Annotated in this window: 2 protein-coding genes and 1 pseudogene; 2 read left to right on the top strand and 1 reads right to left on the bottom strand. The window is 51.9% G+C overall.

What is annotated here, in order from left to right:
• The first annotated feature begins 62 nt into the window (after positions 1–62).
• Positions 63–866 carry a hypothetical protein gene (locus MOY_RS17625; protein WP_009102035.1) on the top strand — a complete coding sequence of 268 codons (804 nt, stop codon included), beginning with the start codon at positions 63–65 and terminating at the stop codon, positions 864–866.
• Between the two features lie 143 nt (positions 867–1,009).
• On the opposite strand, the gene MOY_RS17440 is transcribed toward MOY_RS17625, so the two are convergent.
• On the bottom strand, positions 1,010–1,252 hold the full coding sequence (locus tag MOY_RS17440) for a zinc ribbon domain-containing protein (protein WP_202813496.1): 243 nt from the start codon (positions 1,250–1,252) through the stop codon (positions 1,010–1,012).
• Between MOY_RS17440 and MOY_RS16300 the strand changes: the two are divergent.
• Positions 1,243–1,415 (top strand): annotated as a pseudogene (locus tag MOY_RS16300) (transposase); the annotation flags it as partial. The gene MOY_RS17440 and the pseudogene MOY_RS16300 overlap by 10 nt on opposite strands.

The following is a 1,415-nucleotide window of genomic DNA, read 5'->3' as shown; positions in this document are numbered from 1 at the left end:
AGATGCGTACTTTGGTGGCTGTTAACACAACGGCTTCAACTCGTTGACTGTATGAATGTATAGTGCCAGATAAATACGAAACTACAACCCCTGCAGCGCTAGCGCGCTGCCCGCTTGTATCCCCGCCCTCAATCGGGCGAGGGTTTACGCGGATTTTTGATAAAAGAACCGGGTATCCCGCGCAAAATCTGATGAAAAAAACATCGCTTTCTCTTGTCGCCGCACTAGCTTTAACTTCTGCTGCGGCCAGCACTGCTACTGCTGATGACTCATTCACTTTGGGGTTGATGGCAGGAACAACGGGCGTTGGCCTAGAAGGCTCTTGGCGTTTCCATAATCGCTTTTCTATAACTGCCAATTATGCTGGTGGCCTTGATTACAGCGGTGATTACGACACTGACGATGTCGATTACTCTGGCGATATTTCTTTACAAGCAGGCATGCTTAAAATTGATTACTACCCTTTTGCAGGGCGCTTTTTTTTGACGGCTGGCGCGGCATTGCCAGACATGACCGCTACGGTCACGGGCCGTTCACGTGATGGCCAGAGTTTCGAACTCAACGATAACATCTATTCAGCTGATGAAATTGGCACGCTTAATGGTGAAGTGGTAATTGCGGATACGATTCAACCGTACATCGGCATGGGCTGGCGTTCGTCAAACACTAATGGCTTTGGCTTTTTCTCTGAACTTGGTGTGTTCACCACCGACGTAGATGTTCAGCTGTCAACTTCACGCGGTCTAGAGAATATTGATCCAGTATTCCATGCTGACTTACGGGAAGAAGAGCGCCAACTACGTGAAGACGCTGACAGCTTGCGCGTCTACCCTGTAGCAACGCTAGGCATTTCTTACACTTTTTGAATGCTCCCTGCGTAGCTCGACTTACGCAAGCCTTCAGTGACAAGAGCCAGAGTTCTTCGGCTGACACTCCCCGCCCGTTGGCCGAGGGTTCTTGAGTCACCCCAAAAACCTTCCTGCTTCCCCACGCCTTCACTAGACAGCGGCTACGCCGCTGCCCCCGCTCCAGTCGCTCCACAGGCGAACCCCGCCAGTCCGGCGGTTCGGATATTGTTGGCCGCGTTGATGTCGCGGCCGATGGCCTCGCCACAGCCCTCACAGTGCCAATGGCGCTGCGATAGCGGCAGCTTCTCGACCTTGTGGCCGGGTAATCCCCCCGAAAAATAATCGCGTTGATAAGTGGAATTTTGTAACCTGAAAAAACAGGAGATTTCACACGCGCAAATCACGTTTTACTGACAGCCAGATTATGGCGATTTTGAAGCAGGCTGAGTCTGGTGTGCCTGTCCCCGAACTATGTCGCGAGCACGGCATGAGCAGCGCCTCATTTTATAAATGGCGCTCCAAGTACGGTGGTATGGACACGTCCATGATGAAGCGCCTCAAGGAGTT

The organism is Halomonas sp. GFAJ-1 (assembly GCF_000236625.2).
GTDB lineage: Bacteria > Pseudomonadota > Gammaproteobacteria > Pseudomonadales > Halomonadaceae > Vreelandella.
The sequence above is the reverse complement of the archived record's forward strand: the minus strand, read 5'-3'. Positions and strand labels throughout refer to the sequence as shown.